General features: G+C 54.8%; 15 protein-coding genes. 6 read left to right on the top strand and 9 right to left on the bottom strand.

All coding sequences use genetic code 11. The features are described 5' to 3' along the window. Positions 1-70: 70 nt before the first annotated feature. From ACI48J_RS20275 to ACI48J_RS20285, 3 genes are all read left to right on the top strand, one after another. On the top strand, positions 71-238 hold the full coding sequence (locus tag ACI48J_RS20275) for a hypothetical protein (protein WP_326052339.1): 168 nt from the start codon (positions 71-73) through the stop codon (positions 236-238). Between the two features lie 353 nt (positions 239-591). Beyond that, positions 592-735 carry a hypothetical protein gene (locus ACI48J_RS20280; RefSeq protein ID WP_009674608.1) on the top strand — a complete coding sequence of 48 codons (144 nt, stop codon included), beginning with the start codon at positions 592-594 and terminating at the stop codon, positions 733-735. 167 nt (positions 736-902) lie between these two features. After that, positions 903-1,199: a YtpI family protein gene (locus tag ACI48J_RS20285; RefSeq protein ID WP_009674559.1), complete on the top strand. Its 297-nt coding sequence runs from the start codon at positions 903-905 to the stop codon at positions 1,197-1,199. Here ACI48J_RS20285 and ACI48J_RS20290 read toward each other — a convergent pair whose 3' ends face one another. The 3 genes from ACI48J_RS20290 to ACI48J_RS20300 all read right to left on the bottom strand — a co-directional run bounded on the left by ACI48J_RS20290 (position 1,200) and on the right by ACI48J_RS20300 (position 3,325). Further along, positions 1,200-2,537 (bottom strand): DRTGG domain-containing protein, encoded by a 1,338-nt coding sequence (locus tag ACI48J_RS20290; protein WP_009674567.1) that lies wholly within the window; start codon positions 2,535-2,537, stop codon positions 1,200-1,202. A gap of 221 nt (positions 2,538-2,758) precedes the next feature. Beyond that, on the bottom strand, positions 2,759-3,034 hold the full coding sequence (locus tag ACI48J_RS20295; protein ID WP_218229266.1) for a hypothetical protein: 276 nt from the start codon (positions 3,032-3,034) through the stop codon (positions 2,759-2,761). A gap of 123 nt (positions 3,035-3,157) precedes the next feature. Further along, positions 3,158-3,325 (bottom strand): hypothetical protein, encoded by a 168-nt coding sequence (locus ACI48J_RS20300; RefSeq protein ID WP_326052335.1) that lies wholly within the window; start codon positions 3,323-3,325, stop codon positions 3,158-3,160. Positions 3,326-3,454: 129 nt separating this feature from the next. On the opposite strand from ACI48J_RS20300, the gene ACI48J_RS20305 reads away from it, so the two are divergent. Continuing rightward, positions 3,455-5,377 carry an ABC transporter substrate-binding protein gene (locus ACI48J_RS20305; RefSeq protein ID WP_405079995.1) on the top strand — a complete coding sequence of 641 codons (1,923 nt, stop codon included), beginning with the start codon at positions 3,455-3,457 and terminating at the stop codon, positions 5,375-5,377. Between the two features lie 264 nt (positions 5,378-5,641). Here ACI48J_RS20305 and ACI48J_RS20310 read toward each other — a convergent pair whose 3' ends face one another. From ACI48J_RS20310 to ACI48J_RS20335, 6 genes are all read right to left on the bottom strand, one after another. Then, complete coding sequence (locus tag ACI48J_RS20310) at positions 5,642-6,637, bottom strand: acryloyl-CoA reductase (RefSeq protein WP_405079996.1); 996 nt, start codon at positions 6,635-6,637, stop codon at positions 5,642-5,644. Between the two features lie 110 nt (positions 6,638-6,747). After that, positions 6,748-7,584, bottom strand: coding sequence for a PRD domain-containing protein (locus ACI48J_RS20315; RefSeq protein WP_405079997.1), 837 nt, complete (start codon positions 7,582-7,584; stop codon positions 6,748-6,750). A 16-nt stretch (positions 7,585-7,600) separates the two neighbouring features. After that, positions 7,601-9,034, bottom strand: a complete 1,434-nt coding sequence (locus ACI48J_RS20320; RefSeq protein ID WP_405079998.1) for a PTS transporter subunit EIIC — start codon at positions 9,032-9,034, stop codon at positions 7,601-7,603. A 44-nt stretch (positions 9,035-9,078) separates the two neighbouring features. Then, positions 9,079-9,924: a carbohydrate ABC transporter permease gene (locus tag ACI48J_RS20325; RefSeq protein WP_405080000.1), complete on the bottom strand. Its 846-nt coding sequence runs from the start codon at positions 9,922-9,924 to the stop codon at positions 9,079-9,081. A gap of 13 nt (positions 9,925-9,937) precedes the next feature. After that, the gene (locus tag ACI48J_RS20330) at positions 9,938-10,891 is read right to left on the bottom strand and encodes a carbohydrate ABC transporter permease (protein ID WP_405080002.1); all 954 of its coding nucleotides are present in this window, start codon (positions 10,889-10,891) and stop codon (positions 9,938-9,940) included. A 77-nt stretch (positions 10,892-10,968) separates the two neighbouring features. After that, positions 10,969-12,333, bottom strand: coding sequence for an ABC transporter substrate-binding protein (locus tag ACI48J_RS20335; RefSeq protein ID WP_405080003.1), 1,365 nt, complete (start codon positions 12,331-12,333; stop codon positions 10,969-10,971). A gap of 463 nt (positions 12,334-12,796) precedes the next feature. Here ACI48J_RS20335 and ACI48J_RS20340 point away from each other — a divergent pair, with 463 nt between their 5' ends. Then, positions 12,797-14,182 (top strand): YheC/YheD family protein, encoded by a 1,386-nt coding sequence (locus ACI48J_RS20340; protein ID WP_405080004.1) that lies wholly within the window; start codon positions 12,797-12,799, stop codon positions 14,180-14,182. 21 nt (positions 14,183-14,203) lie between these two features. Beyond that, on the top strand, positions 14,204-15,349 hold the full coding sequence (locus ACI48J_RS20345; RefSeq protein WP_405080006.1) for a YheC/YheD family protein: 1,146 nt from the start codon (positions 14,204-14,206) through the stop codon (positions 15,347-15,349). Positions 15,350-15,352 lie beyond the last annotated feature (3 nt).

Genomic DNA, 15,352 nt, shown 5'->3' on the forward strand with positions numbered 1-15,352 from the left:
TTTCGAGTGCAAGTTTTTAAGGTAATATAGGAAATAAGTTTTATATTAATTTCAAAGTGAGGTGTCTGTCATGCAAACGGCAGTACTATGGTCCCGTGAACTGAAGCAAGCTGTTAAAGAAGCTGTAAGTTCCAAAGCGGCTCCCGTCTCCTCCGCATCCTTGTCCAAACTCGAAGTAGAATCACTGCAAAAAGCGGTTTCCAGCGAGAAACCGGAAGTTAGATATATGATGTGGTAAACCTATCCACATCATAGCAAAAAACAAAAAGATTGCATATCAGCCCACTGCTGATATGCAATCTTTTTTTATGGTTCATCTGCACTAGATTGCACATCTGCGCAAGCCCGTTTGCGCACTTGTTCACGGGGTCGCATAGAACCGTCGTATCAGAATTTATTTTAAGACGTAAGATCCTATAGATGTCTTTAAATCAGAGGTTATATTCTTCCATTTTTATCCTTCTTTCTTGCGCATCAGTGAAAATTATTTTGCATCCTTGCGAAACAAAATTGCGCTGATTATGTAAGGTTTTAAAGATAATATAAAAGTATACATTTATATCCATAGACCAGAACTTAGGAGTGTTATTTATGACCCAGTATCAATTCGATAACTTTTTTGAAGATCTTCTCAAAGATACGCTGATCGAAAAGTTCGAAACTGTGGAAGTACCACGGCTGCAGCTGGAATCCTCCTGGGAGAAATTGCAGCAGAAATTAGAGATAAGCAACTAACCCGTGTTCTATCTTCTTTAATAATCAGGACATGTATTCGACAGAAAGAATTGAATCCCTTCTTTATTCATGACAGCCGGTTGCCCTTGGAGGCCCCGGCTTCGTTGCTTTTTCCAGGGAAAATCGGTACAGTTAAAGCAAAACAATCTGTAGGGGGCATTCCGTACATGTTAGAAACGGTTCAAATCGTACTGTCTACGCTTATTTTTATTACCCTGCTCTTCTCGGTCGTCTTCAGCTTCCGCTCCCGCCGGAAAACCGATCCAAAGCAAAGAGGCACCAACGCCGCGCTGATGAATATCAGTATGGGGCTGATGCTTATTCTTATTGCCGTGACGCAGCTTTTCTTCCTATCGGACACGCCGGTGCGCCGAATATTCGGGACCATCTGCCTGCTGCTCGGACTGTTTAACCTGTTTGCGGGAATCCGCAATTATTCGTACTTCTCCCGCATGTCCCGCTGATCAGACGCCGTCGATAAACTGGGCCGTCAGCATCGCCCGGCACACTAAAGTGCCCGCATGGTAGATCTGCACGTCAATTTTGCCGAATTTACGGCTCACTTCCAGAATGTTGGGCCGGATCTGGATCTCGCTTTCGATCTGCACCGGTTTGATAAAGTACGTCGACATGTTATCCATCACGAGGTCCCCCTTCTTGACGGTCTGCACGACGCGGTACGCCGCTTCCGTCATGAGAGTGGTCAGGACCCCTTCCGATACCGTCCCCAGGTGATTCGTCATCTGGGGCGTTATCGTTCCGCGGAACACCACGTTCCCTTGTTCGTCCCGGAATTCCTCGAACCTACCCCAGATGAGATCCTCGAACGTTTCCCCGTTCTGCGGCTGCTTCTGGATATACTGCATCGCCTTGAGCACGTCATTGCGGTTGATCACGCCGAGCATTTTGCGGTTGCCGTCCACTACCGGCAGCAGCTCGATCCCTTCCCACACCATCATATGGGCGGCGGAAGCGACGGAGGTCTGCGGGCTGACCGTCAGAGGATTCCGCGTCATCAGGCGGTCCACGGTCTGACCGGCATCGGCGCCCAGCATATCTTTCGGGGCCACAAGTCCGATCACGCGGTTCCACTCGTCCGTGACGGGAAACCGGCTGTGCCCCGTCTCTTCGACCAGCGCGCGCCATTCCTTGACCGAGCTGTTCGCTTTCAAAGCGAAAACATGCGGATTCGTCGTCAAAATATCCTCGACGAGCAGAATTTTTTTCTTGATCAGCCGGTCGTAAATGGCCCGGTTAATCATCGAAGCCACGGTGAAGGAATCGTAGCTGCTCGATATGATGGGTAGCTCCAGCTTATCCGCCAGCTTCGTCATCTCGGGGCTGGTATGAAAGCCGCCCGTGATCAGCACGCCGGAACCCTGCTCCAGAGCCAGCCTGTGCACTTCTTCCCGGTTGCCCACGATAAGAAGCGAGCCCGCTTCCACATACCGCATCATCGCATCGAGTTCCATGGCCCCGATCACGAACTTGTGCAGCGTCTTCTCCAGACCGTTCATGCCGCCGAGCACTTCGCCGTCCACGATGTTCACGACTTCCTCGAAGGTCAGCTTATCGATGTTGCGGCGTTCCCGCTTGCCGACCCTGACCGTGCCGACCCTTTCCTTCGTGGAAACGAGGCCCTGATTCTCCGCTTCTTTGATGGCGCGGTAAGCGGTGCCTTCGCTCACTTCGAGCTGGTCCGCGATTTTTCGGACGCTGATCTTGCTTCCGATCTTCAGGCTCTCGATATGGCGGAGAATCTGTTCGTGCTTCGTTAACGATTCTGTTCCCGTTTCATCCAACTGTACTACCCCCGTCCGATTCGCTGTATTAGTCTGTTAAGTTTATTATAGACGAAGAAAAACCAAACGAAAAGCGCGGAAAGCGCCGTCCGTCTGGTTTTTCTTCGCTGCCTGTATCATCTACGCGTGTCCACGGGACCTCCGGTGTCTGGGGTATTGCGGTGTCTGGGGGTATTCGCGATATTCGCGGCACCCCGGCACCCGCCGGGCCCCCGGGTACTTTACTTGCGCAGGCCCAGCATTTTCTTCCCCTGCAGCCGCTGCTCCATCCGCCAGCGCTTCATCCGCTTGACGCGGACGATCTCCTGCCGGGTCTCCTCGTCGACCCCGAGAAGCTCGTGCAGATGAGCCGCGATGATAAGCAGGGCGAAACAGATCCAAATCGCGCCGAACACCGTCGGCAGGGTAAAGCCTCCCCCAATATCAAGCTGCGGTACGGAGTACAGCAGCATACCAAGCGCGAGGCTCATAAAAATCACGTTTTTGAATCCTTTCACGGCTGTTCACGCTCCCCCTGAAGTGACGGCATCCCGCCCTCGGGCCTCTGCCCGCGGCAGCTTAAAGGACATGCCGCCCTGTACTACATCCTATGACAGGCTCAGGAGCTTTATGAGTACGTTTTATACGGCGGATTTAGCGGTTGTACTGGCGTTCTTCGTTCCGTCCTTGCCGCTCATAAGCTTCGAGCAGAGAAAACGCCCGAATTTGGTATAGTCCCGTAGTCTGCGATCCAGGTCCCGGTTGTGCTGTTCCATTTCTTTTTCCAGATAATATGGTTGCGGATACATGCGTCAAACCCCTTTCTTTGTGTGAAGCGGCCGGCTACCTTTGATTATAGATGGAATAAGAGGAACAAAAAGAGTATAATTACCTTTAATATTTTCCCCTTTTTTACAACTACAAGGAGACCGGACTTTATGCAGCTTTATGATTACTATCTGCAGCTGCGCGTCAGCCTGCCGCATGCCCGCGAAGGCGAGCCGGTTCCGATCACTCTGGACCTGCTGGCCGGCCACTGGTTCTGCACCGTACGGAATGTGAAGCTGCTGCTTAAGAAAATGGCCCAGCTGGACTGGATCCGCTGGCAGCCGGGCTGCGGACGCGGCCGTTCTTCGCTGCTTACTTTCGTGATCCCGGCTCCGGAACTCATCTCCCGGACCGCGATGGACCTGACGCGGAAGGGCGATTTCAAAGCCGCCGTCGAACTGATCCACGCCTACGGGCGCCACTACGACCTCAAGGACAGTTTTCTGGATTGGATGTCCGGATATTTCGGCTTTACTGCCGCCTCCTCCGAGGGAGCCGTCCTGGATACTCTGCGTCTGCCCTTGTTCCGGCACCCCGTTTCGCTCGATCCCGTCCATGCCATTTATGCCACGGACTGCCAACTTATCAGCCATGTGTTCTCGACGCTGCTCGAATTCGATCCCGGAACGGGAAATCTGCTCCCCCAGCTTGCCCATTATTGGGAATGCAGTGCGGACGGCACCGAGTGGACCTTTTATCTGCGCAAAAAAGTGTACTTCCATCACGGCCGGGAAATGGATGCGGGGGATGTGAAATACTCGCTGGAACGGCTTGCCGATCCCGCCGGCGGCTCCAGCTGGTCCTGGTTCATCCAGGATGTGGTGTCTCTCACTCCCATAACCCCTTACATTCTTCGGATCGGGCTCAAACGGTCCAATCATCTGCTGCCTTTCTTCCTGACGTTTCCGGCAGCTTCTATCGTGCCGGAAGATATCGTCCGGGACAGTCCGTCCCTTTTCGGGCGCTCCCCTATAGGTACAGGACCTTTCCGGATGGAGTTTTATGACAAATATATTTGTCGGCTTCATGCCTTTGACGGCTATTACGGCGTACGGCCTCATCTGGATGTGATCGAGATGTGGATTTTACCGGAACGGCTTGCCGCCTATCGTCCGAAAGAGAAAGATAAGCTCATCGTCTCCCACGGGGATGTCCCGATGCCTGCGGAGGAGTATAAAGATCAAGGTTTTCTTGCCAAAGAAGAGCATGTATTCGACGGAAGCACCGTGCTCACATTCAACGCCAGACGCGGTCCGTGCCGCAGCCGGCTTCTCCGCCAGGCTGTCGACCGGCTAATCGACCGGCAAGCCATGGCGCGGGAACTCGGAGATAACCGGGTCGGTCCTTCGTCCGGCATGATGCGGGATTTTAAGTCGAGGCAGGGTTCACGGCTTCCGGAAGATCCGGATTTGAACGCCGGATATGCGCGTGACAGCGCGTCTTTGTCCGTGGACGAGCTGATCCGGGCATCGGGATACGCGGGCGAGACGCTGCGGCTCCTTGCATACGCCCAGCACGGTGAAGATGCCCGCTGGATAGCCGGAAAACTTACGGAAGCCGGCCTGAGCGTGAAAGTCGAAACGATGCCTATCGCCGCTTTTACCGACCGTGACTATGTCCATCAGGCAGACATGTGCATGTTCATGCCGGTCTCAGCTTCTCCGCTAGGTTTTCTCGGCTATCTCCTTCAGACGACCAACTATATCCACAGGCATATGAGCTCCGCCCTCCAAAGCCGCATACAAAACGCGGTGAAACAAATCCAGCGTGAGGCCTCGCTTGAACGGCAGGCTGCGGAGCTGCTGAAGATCGAGGACATGCTCCACGAGGAAACGGCTCTGCTTTTTTTATTAAAAAAAACGTTCCGGGTCGCCGTTCACTCTTCGATCGGAGGCGTTCGCGTAGACCGCCAGGGATGGGTCGATTACCGTCATCTTTTCTTAAGGGAAAGAGCCGGCGAGGAAGCGCATGACAAGGGAGAGAGAACCGTTAGCGGGGGCGGCTTCCGGGATGCCGCGGACGAACGGCCGTAAAAAAGACGCCGACCTCGGGAAGAGAGGCAGCGCCGGGTAGTGCATGTTATCCCAGGGGGAGATATGTGGTTATGGCATGGACCCTCTAACGGCGCTGTGCGAGAGCAGCCCCGCCGTGCCAGGAAGATAGTGGACAAAAAAAGCAGTCAGCCGCGGGAATCCGCATCTGACTGCTTTTTAACGGGCGTCCGCTGTTTGGCGGAGCGTTAGGTGCACAACCCTGCAAATGATACGTGGCGACATCGCCGCATCGGCTCGTGTGCGCTACAGGCGCACCACGACGCGTCCGCGCATGCGGCCCGCCAGGATGTCCTGCAGCGCCGCAGGCACTTCCTCCAGCGTGATTTCCCGCTGGATCATGTCCCCCAGGCTGCGCGGCTTGAGGTCGCCGGCAAGCCGCTCCCACAGCTTCCTGCGCAATCCTTCCGGGCAGTAGACGGAGTCTATGCCCAGAAGGTTCACGCCGCGCAGGATGAACGGGTACACGGTGGCGGGAAACGCCCCGCCGCCGGTGAGCCCGCTGAGGGCGACGGAGCCGCCGTACCGTACCGTGCCGAGCACGTACGGAAGCGACGCGCCGCCCACAGGGTCTACCGCCGCGCTCCACTGCTCGCGGCGGAGCGGCTTGCCGTCTTCTGCCGCAAGCGCTTCGCGCGGCAGCACCTCGCTTGCTCCGAGCCCGCGCAGGTACGCGTGCTCGGAGCTTTTGCCCGTGCTGGCGGCTACCTCGTAGCCGAGACCCCCCAGCATGGAGACGGCGGCGCTGCCCACGCCGCCGGTAGCTCCCGTGACAAGCACGGGACCCTGGCCCGGGCGCAGGCCGTTGTCTTCCAGCCGCTGGATGGAGAGAGCGGCCGTGAAGCCCGCGGTGCCGAGCGCCATGACGTCCTTAGGCGTCAGGCCGTCCGGTACGGGCACCGCCCAGTCCGCCGGCACCCGGGCCAGCTCGCTGTAGCCGCCGAAATGCCCGGTGCCGAGCGCGTAGCCGGTGACGAGGATTTCGTCCCCTTCCTTATAGCGCGGATCGGCCGACGAGACGACGGTGCCGGACAAGTCGATGCCGAGCACCATCGGATAAGAACGGACGGTCTTGCTCTCCGCCGTGGAGGCAAGCCCGTCCTTAAAGTTGACGCCGGAGTAGGCAACCTTCACCAGCAGCTCCCCTTCGGGCAGTTCCTCCACCGTCATTTCGCGTATACCCAGTGAAACACCCTGCCCGGTCTTATCGGCCCGCAAGGCACGGAATGTGGAATCCGTCATGATTCATCCCTCCTCATTCCGATCTTATCACGATTGCTGCCGTCGAGAAAATGCGGGGTGCCGTTTCCGACCGGAGCCCGCCGCTTTCCCTACGGCAGCAGAGAAGGCGTTTAGTCCATCCCGGAGCGCTGCATCTGCCGTTCGAGGTGAAGAGCCAGAAAGCCGATCTCATCCATCGGAATCGGTTTTTGGAGATTCGTCTTCAGCAGCTCCGCCAAAAGGACCGCTTTTTGAAACGCCAGAGGATATTCCTCGCAAATTTTACCCAGGAGGGGATTCCGTATCGTTTTTTGTTCCATGATCCGGTCGATAAGCGCTTTTAAATGAGAAATAAAACGGACGGTCGAGAACGAATTGTCAAAGTCCAGACCGAGTTCCTTGGCTCTCTCGATTACCTGTGCGACCAGTCGGACCACCGCAAGCGCCGTTCCTTTCTCCACCTTGGTCCGGGCGGTATGGAAATGCATCGCGAGAAATGCGATTTCATCGTCCGGCAGCCTCACATCCAGATGCTGATTCAGAAAATCGATCGCCTTGCTGGCTATCCGGTACTCTTCCTCGTACAAGTGCTTGATTTCGTAAGCGAACGGATTAAGGATATGAACCCCCCGCTTGCAGCGTTCCACGGCAAAGTTGATGTGATCGACCAGCGCGGCGTGGATCGTTTCGGAAAATTCCCCTTCCAGATGCCCCTGCGCGTAAGCGATCACTTCCTCCGTAATCCCGATAATTTTGACGTCGACGGCATGAAGAATGTGTTCGTAATGCTCCAGCACTTCCGAAGTGTGCAGCAGAAATTCCTGCGAAATATCGGCGTCCTGTATAATCATGCCCGGTTCTTTTTTGAATCCGATTCCTTTGCCGAACGCAATTGAATTTTTGCCGGTCGAAAGCTTTGTCATGACTACATTATGGGAAAGCACGTGAATGATTTTTCTTTGAATCATAAAGGTTCTCCTCCATCTATGCAGCTAAACGTTTGGCAATGGATTCCTTAATCAATTCTGAGTCCGTCCCGAAAATAACGTGCACGTGTCCCTTTCCCATGTTCATAATTCCGAATGCACCCAGTTCCTTCAGTTTTTCTTCCTCCACTTCTTCAGCCTCTTTAAGCCACAGCCTCAGCCGGGTTATGCAGGAGTCCACTTTGATGATATTGCCGATGCCGCCCACGCTGTTCACGATAGCCGTAATCCGTTCTTCCTCCGGGGGAGGGGCCGAAGATACGATCGCCGCGGTCAAGCCGGGAAAGTCCTCTTCCCTGCCCGGGGTTTTCAATTTAAAGACCTTAATCAGAAACAGGAACAACCCGTAGTAGACGACAAAATAGACAGCTCCTATGATCAGAAACGTAAAAGGAAATTCCTTTAATTTCCAATTCAACAACAAATCGATAATTCCTCCCGAGAAACTGAAACCGAGCTTAATATTAAACAGATGCATGAGCAGCATCGCAAGACCGTTCAGAACCGCATGCACTCCGTACAGCAGCGGTGCCGCGAACATAAACGAAAATTCAAGCGGTTCCGTCACCCCGGTGAGCATCGAGGTAAGTGCGGCGCTGTAAAGCAGAGCGGCCGCTTTCTTCCGCTTCTCCGGCAGCGCGCATTTGATCATCGCCAAAGCCGCCGCGGGCAAACCGAAAATCATCGTCGGGAAAAAGCCGCTCATAAACATGCCCGCGCTCGGGTCGCCCGCGTTGTAGCGGGTCATATCGCCATGAACATAAGTTCCGGCATTTGTCATGAACTCGCCCACCTGAAACCACACGATACTGTTCAGAATATGATGCAGACCCGTGACCAGGAGAAGCCGGTTCAGAAAGCCGTACATGAATACGCCGATTCCCCCCGCATCTACGATCCAGAGGCCCGCATCCCGGATCACATCCTGTACGGGAGGCCAGATCAGGCCCATAAGTCCTCCCATTCCTACCATAACGAGCGAGGTAATGATGGGGACAAAACGCCGGCCCCCGAAAAACATGAGATAATCCGGAAGCTTGATATTATGAAACCGGTTGAACAGCATCACGGTGATAAGCCCCGTCATCATCCCTCCAAGGACGCCCATATCCAGATGGGCTCCTGGCGCCGTCTGCTCTACGGGTACGCTTTCAAAAGTCGCAAGCGCTCTCACAAACACGACGTATCCGACCGTAGCCGCAAGCGCCGCCACCCCTTGGCCGGACGTCATGCCGATCGCGATGCCGATCGCAAACAGCAGAGGAAGGTTATCCACAATGGCTTTGCCGCCTGCGCTGAATATCTTCGAGATAAAGATCAGAAACGGATCCTGGAAAGTAAAAGCGCCGAGCCGCTGCAAAATTGCGGCGGCCGGCAGGACGGCAATCGGTATCATGAGAGACCGGCCGATTTTTTGAAGCGTATGCAGCATGTTTGCTCACCTTTTTCATCTTGCGGAAAAAAAGCGGCGGGCCGTTATTTAACCGCACCCGCTGTAATTCCGCTGGCAATTTGACGCTGAAAAATGAGATAGAAAATCATGACCGGCACCATGGAAATGAGAAGCGCCGCAAACAGCGGACCCCATTCCGTCCGGTACTGCATCTCTCCCTGCATAACGGCAATGCCCACAGGAAGAGTGTATTTGGAAGGTTCACTATTGAGTACGACGCCGAGAATGTATTCATTCCACGTGTTCAGCACGTTGATGATGCTGACGGAAATGAGTCCCGGTTTGGCGAGAGGCATCATAATGCGGAAGAAAATGCCGTAGTAAGAGGCGCCATCCATCATGGCCGCTTCCTCGATTTCGGATGGCAGCGTTTTGAAGAATCCGACCAGAACGAACACACTGAACGGAATGGTAGAAACTGTGTATACGATGATAAGGCCAAGAAGGGAATTGGTCAATCCCATATCGCTCATCAGGAAGAACAGGGGAATCATCCCGAGAAACATGGGAATCATCATCGAAGCGATATACACATAATAAAGGACGCCGCTTCCCTTGAAAGCGAACCGGGCCAGAATGTACGCAGTCATTGCCGACAGCACGAGACCGGCCAGGACACTGACTACCGTAACGATGATCGAATTCATAAAATAACTGCCGAACTGGTACTTATCCCAAACGTAACTGAAGTTGGAGAACAACAGCGGAAATTGGGGAAGATTCCACGGTTTTCCCTGGAAAAACTGCTGGTTATCCTTCAGGGAACCGAGGACGGTCCAGACGAGCGGGTACAGCACCATGATCGCCCACACGATTAAAAGCAGGTTGACGACTATGCGCCAAAACGGGTTTTTCAGTCCATCACTCATGCGTATAACCCCTCTACGAAATTTCTAACGGTTCTCTCTTCATAATCCGCTGCAAGGCAACCGTCGTTACCAGAGACACAACGAGCGTCAATACGCCGATCGCGGCCGCATAGCTCAGGTGATACTGCCTGAAGCCCTGCTGGTACAAGTAGGAGCCCAGTACCTGGGTGGCGTTGTCCGGCCCGCCCTCGGTCATAATCGAGACGATGATAAAGGAACCGTTGAGCGTAGTCATCACGATCCAGATAACGGAAGTCTGAATCTGCTCCCATGTCAGCGGAAGCGTGATGTGCCAGAACTGCTGCCACTGGGTGGCGCCGTCAAGCCCTGCCGCTTCGTACAGTGAGTCCGGGATGCTCAATATTCCCGCAATGAGGAGCAGTGTGCAGAAACCGACGCCGGCCCAGATCGAAGGCGGAAGCAGCGACCACATCGCCGTTGCCGCATCGCCCAGCCACGGAAATATGAACTCCTCGCCTTTGATCTTGCCGATCAGAGAGTTCAGAAAGCCCAGGTTCGGGTTGTAGACGTAGCGCCACAGCACACCGACGACTACGACGGAGATTACGTTCGGAAGGAAGAAGATCGCCCGGTAAAACCCCGAGCCTTTGATCTTAAGACGGGTCAGTGCCACCGCAAAAAACAGGGCGAGCACCATAAAACCGATCACTTTGCCCGCCACAAGAAAATAATCGTTAAGCAGGGCCTTCGGAATAATGGGGTCCTTGAACATTTCTTTAAAATTGTCCAGCCCGATAAAATTGTAATCCATCGATCCGCCGGACCAGTCAAACAAGCTGAGATAGATCCCTTTGAGCATCGGATAGACGGTGAATATGAGATAGAGTAGCAGGGTCGGAAGGATAAAGGACGCGATAAACAGATTGCGCCTTACCCTGGAGCGTCCGCCCTTCGGCTTTTTCGCCACGATGGCGCCAGCCGGATTAGTCACAGGTGTTCCTTTCATGCGAGAACCTCCGCTTTCCTGGGAACGACAATAAGGGAATTCGCATTCCCTTATTATCACTCCGGAGATATGGGTGCTTATTTTTTCAATTTGGCGCGCTGCTTGGCTGCTTCGTCTTCCATACGTTTCGCCCACTCTTCTTTGGTGATGGTGCCTTGAGTCAGTGCCAGCGTGGAATCGTTACGCACTTTTTTCAGGTCTTCCGGGATAACCGGCTCGGGAGCCACAACCGTGTCCGGGGAGCTGTAAGATTTGATGGCTGTTTTTGCCAGATTGCTTGCCGACGTGCTGTCGAGATTCGTTTTCACGTTAAGCAGAGCGCCTGTCGCTTCCGCCCATTTTCCCGCTTGTTTTTCGGTAAAGATAAACTGAATGAACGCTTTTGCCGCTTCCGGGTTTTTCGCTTTTTTGGCGATACCCATCGTGGCCGTAGTCGGAATGGCTACGCTTTTGCCGCCTTTTTCCTGGGCAATGGACGGAATGAATCCGAATTCGAAGCCTTGCGGCACGTCTTTTTTCATTTCGTTCTCTACCCAGAGGCCGTTCGGAATAAAGGCCGCTTTGTGCTGAAGGAACTGCGTTTGGGAGTCCGTGTGGTTCAAAGCGACGGAGCCCTTGTCGATGAAGCCCTTGTCGCGCATTTGAATGATCTTGTCAAGCGCTTTCATGACTGGTTCGCTCTTGAATACGCCTTCTTCCATGTTGTTGATTTTTTTGATAATGGACGTATCGTAGTTGTTCGCCACCACGGTTGCGGAATCCAGGAACGCGCCGTTAATGTAGTACGGGTACACACCGGTGTGAATGTAGACGCTCATTTTGCCGGACGCTTTGATTTTGTCGCCTACAGCCAGGAAGCTCTCCCAGTCTTTCGGCTCTTCCCAGTTGTTTTTCTTGAACTCGGCACGATCCCAGAACGTTCCCCACGATCCGAAGACGAGCGGAACATCGTAGTATTTGCCTGCTTCGTACTCTTCCGGCTTGGTAATGAACAGGTCCATAATGTTTTTGCCGTCCGCGTTTTTGGCGGTTTTCAACCAGTCGGTAATGTCCATGAGCTGGCCGTCCTGATACATGGTTCTCGCGTTGGCGCCCGCTCCGTCGATATAAACCACATCCGGCGGATTGCCCTGAATCCAGCGCGGTTTCATCTGATCGTTGATTTTAGCTCCTGCGGACTGCTTGATCTTCAGGTCCGGATTAGCTTTCTGGAACTCGTCGATTGCCGCTTTCCACCAGGTATCTCCGTATCCGCCCACAAAATATTGGATTTCGAAATCGCCGGTCAGTTTCTTGCCGCTCGCATCTCCCGAGTTCGCATTCGAGGACGTGCCCGGAGTAGCCGTCGGCGTAGTCGTTGTGTTCGTTTTACTGCACCCTGCCGCGATTGCGGATACCATCATCAAAGAAAGTCCCATGTTGAGCCACTTGTTTCTTTTCATGTGTACAAACACTCCTTAAAGGTTCTTTTGTAATCGGTTACAAACTGAAGCGGTCCCCCTGATGCTTTGTCAACCAACGCCTTCTTACCGGGAGTTCCTCACCTCCTTAGTGGTCCCGAGAGTACAAAAAAAAGGGCATAGTCAAAGAAGCAGAATCACTTCTTTAACTAATGCCCTTTCGGTAACATGTTAAAGTTTGGGTATGTAGTTGTCGGGATAAAGATAATATTGAAATTACTTACATCTTACAAGGACTTTAGTCTCCCGTCAATCCTTTTGTTAACACTTTGTCCATATTTGTCATCTTGTGCCGGATACCCCCCTGCCTTCAAATCATGCCGAACGTACGGCCGAAACCTGGCATTCGCCCTTGCACCAAGGGATATATGTCCTCATATGATGAAGTAATTCTTTAGTTTCAGCCGCTGGTACCGCTTATACCGCGAAGCGAAGGAGCTTTTCTATGACCCGCATCTTCCATGTCCGCAGCCTCGATCCCGCTCTCTACGAGGACGAACGGACCGTTCTGCTGAGCGCGGGGATAATCCGGGCGTGCCGATTGGCCACGGACAGCGTCGTCAAGCTCCGATTCGGTTCCGCGTCCTGCGAAGCGGTGGTCCGGAAGGCTGCGATACCGGGCGCGAGTCCGGACGAAGAACTGTGCCTTCATCCCGCGCTGGGGCGCCGGCTCGGCATTCGCGGCGGATGCAGGCTCTCGCTCGTTTATCAGCCTTCCGCCGCCACGCTTTATGCGGGTCCGCTCGTCGGGGTTCTGCTCAGCAGGCTCTATTCGTCTCAGGAAATGCCGTTCGGCTCCATGACAACCTTCTGCCGGGAGCTGACCAAAGCAGGCGAGGAAGCCGGGGTCAGCCTGTTCTTTTTCTCTCCCGAAGAAATACACACTTTCCCCGATCTGGGAGGCCTGTATTACGACGAGGAATGGAAAAAGGGGATTTTTCCCGTCCCGCACGTCATTTACAACCGGCTGACTTCACGCAAATACGAAAACAAACCGGAAGTCCAGCATTTCCTCAAAGCCGTTCAGCTGCGTCACCAGACGCACATTTTCAATGATAAATACCTGGATAAGAACGCCGTATTCTCTGCATTGGGCAGTGAGGCCGCTCTTCAGGACTGCCTGCCGGAGTCTCATCCTTTCTCCAACTATCACATGCTGAAGGCCATGTCCGGCCGGCACCGGACTTTATTTATAAAACCGGCCTCCGGCAGTCTCGGCAAAGGAATTTTCCGCCTGCGCGTCCAGGAGGACGGCAGCTGTGAAGTCCGGTTCTCCGCGCTAAGCGGAACCGTCGTCCTTCCCTATCCCGATCTCTTCGAGGCTTACTCCCATATGGCGGGAAAAATCCGGACACAGGCTTATCAGATCCAGGAAGGCCTGGACCTGCTGACGATCGGCGGCCGCCCCGTCGACTTCCGCGCCCTCGTTCAGAGAGACGGCGGAGGAGAATGGGTTCTGAGCTCCATCGTGGCCCGGATCGCGGCGGAGCAGCACTTCGTATCCAACCTCGCGAGAGGCGGAACGATGACGGCCGTCCAGGAAGCGCTGGCCGGGACTTCTTTGGCCTCACTCAAAGGAAGCATTCAGCGTACTTTAAAAAGTACGGCGCTGACAGTCGCTCAGGCCATCAGCAGGAACGTGAAGGGAACGTTCGGGGAGCTCGGCGTGGATCTGGCTCTGGACGCGGCCGGGCAGGTAAAACTGCTGGAAGTGAACTCCAAGCCTTCCCGCGAGGAATTCTCTCTCCCCGCCGCGGCTGAGGAACCGCTTGTGCGGCCGTCCGTCCGGCGTCTCCTTGACTATGCCGTTTATTTGTCCGGCTTTATGTAGAACAAGAAGGCGGTGGGTCGTGTGGATCATGCAGTAAATCGGTGTCTGGGCGTTCTGGCCTCTCCGGGTAAAGCGGCGCCCGCCGGAGATTCCGAACCTTTTTTCCGGAAGCTGGGCCAGAACGGGGCGTCCGAAGGAATCGAGGTCATCGTGTTCAGCCCGGACGGAATCTCTTTCGAGTACGAGACGGTGGACGGCTTCCTGTACAGTCCCTCGGATTCCACCTGGAGAGAAGGCACCTTCCCTCTTCCCGCCGTCCTTTATGACCGCTGCTTTTGCTCCAATTACGCAGAGCAGCGGCTTTACCGCCGGCAGCTGAACCGGCTTCACCGGCTGCCCGGGATCCGGTTTCTGGGCGGAGGCCTCCGGGGCAAATGGGACGTCCAGCGCCTGCTGGCGGCCGACCCGTCTCTCGCCCCGCATTTGCCGCTTACCCTGCGTCTGACTGCGCTGCGCCAGCTTGAGCCGTGGCTTGAGCTGCACGGGGCCGCTTTTCTGAAGCCCGAAGCAGGCATGCAAGGCAAAGGCGCCCTGCATATTTACCGCAGTCCCGGCCCGGGCTTTTCCTGGAGCGTACGCGGCCGCGACCGGGCGAACCGTCCGGTGCAGCGGGATTTCGGCACGGCGCTGGAGATGCGGCGCTGGGTCCGCGGTTTCATAGGCAAACGCCGCTATTTGCTCCAGCAGTACCTGCCGCTGACTACACCGGACGGTACGGCTTACGATATCCGTTCTCTTATGCAAAAAGACGGACACGGCCTTTGGAAGCTGACCGGGATGGTTGTGCGCTCGGGCGGTCCCGGGAGCGTGACGTCCAATCTCCACGGCGGCGGCACCGCCTGCGAGGCCGAAGCTTTTCTGAGGGAACAATTTCCCGGCGGGGGGTCCGGCAGGCTGATGAAGACAATGTCCGTTTTATCCCATCGAATTGCGCTTATTCTGGAATCGTCGCATGGGCGTCTGGCCGAGCTGGGCATCGATTTCGGCGTTTGCCGGGATGGACGCATCCACATTCTGGAGGTTAATTCCAAGCCCGGCAGAGCAGCCTTCCAGAGCATTGACGGCGGGAAAACCGCCCGCTCAGCCGCCTCTAATCCGGTCCGGTACGCCGCCTACTTGCTGAGAACGCAGCGGGAACCGGCAGGGGCAACAAGTTTAGGAGGGTAACCC

It is taken from the genome of Paenibacillus chitinolyticus, from assembly GCF_045038035.1.
GTDB classification, from domain to species: domain Bacteria; phylum Bacillota; class Bacilli; order Paenibacillales; family NBRC-103111; genus Paenibacillus_F; species Paenibacillus_F chitinolyticus_A.